We start from the raw sequence: 720 nt of genomic DNA on the forward strand, positions 1-720 counted from the left end.
TTAGGCTGGTGGCAGATGCTTTTTGAGTTGAATTACTCATTGTCTTTGGTATTTTGACCTAGGCATCACCGAGAGTTGTCTGTGACTTGGCTGGTCGAAGGTCAAACTTCGCGGCCAGTTCCGCGATTGTTTGCTTGTAAATATGGCCATCCTCTAGTGTGCTCAATGCACTCCCGCTCTCCAAGTTGGGCGATTCGTACACAGGCCAAGACTTCATTAAAGGGCCAATTGGTTCGATGCCATAGCGAACGCCGTTACTACGGTTTGTGAAGACTCGAACTCGGTCAGAAGGAAAACTCTTGCGCTCTACAGGGCCATAGAGATATTGGCCGGAAAGATAAAGTGTTTCGCCATTTGAGGTGTGAACGAGGAAGTGAAGGCCTTCGTCCTCCACTTCCTCAATTTGCGCAACTTCGCTCACTTGATGCTCTATCGTGGCCAGTTCGCCATCCCAAAGTGCATCTTGCATGGACTTACCTTTCGGAGACTTTTGGACGGGCCAGATATGCAACAAGTACGCTGGAATGACAAGGTACGCGAGGCCAAAGGACACAAGGATCAATAGCGGACCATTGGATATGACGTTGCTGGAGAAGCCGGCAATCGGTACCAGTAACATCGTGCAAATTGCTGCAATGGCGATGAGACGGAGCATTTATTGGGAACCCTATCGGATGGCCATAGCTTGTGTTTGCGAAAAGCCTAACGAGGCTGCAGAAA

The 720-nt window shown here is 49.4% G+C and carries 1 protein-coding gene; it reads right to left on the bottom strand.

From position 1 onward, the window contains the following. Nucleotides 1–58 precede the first annotated feature (58 nt). Nucleotides 59–655 (bottom strand): hypothetical protein, encoded by a 597-nt coding sequence (locus tag EIP75_RS23835; protein ID WP_125245673.1) that lies wholly within the window; start codon nt 653–655, stop codon nt 59–61. Nucleotides 656–720: the final 65 nt, after the last annotated feature.

The sequence above is a fragment of the Aquabacterium soli genome, from assembly GCF_003933735.1.
GTDB classification, from domain to species: domain Bacteria; phylum Pseudomonadota; class Gammaproteobacteria; order Burkholderiales; family Burkholderiaceae_C; genus Aquabacterium; species Aquabacterium soli.

Excerpts from the sequence above, each read along its gene's own strand:
- EIP75_RS23835 (WP_125245673.1), bottom strand. The coding sequence starts at position 655 with ATGCTCCGTCTCATCGCCATTGCAGCAATTTGCACGATGTTACTGGTA.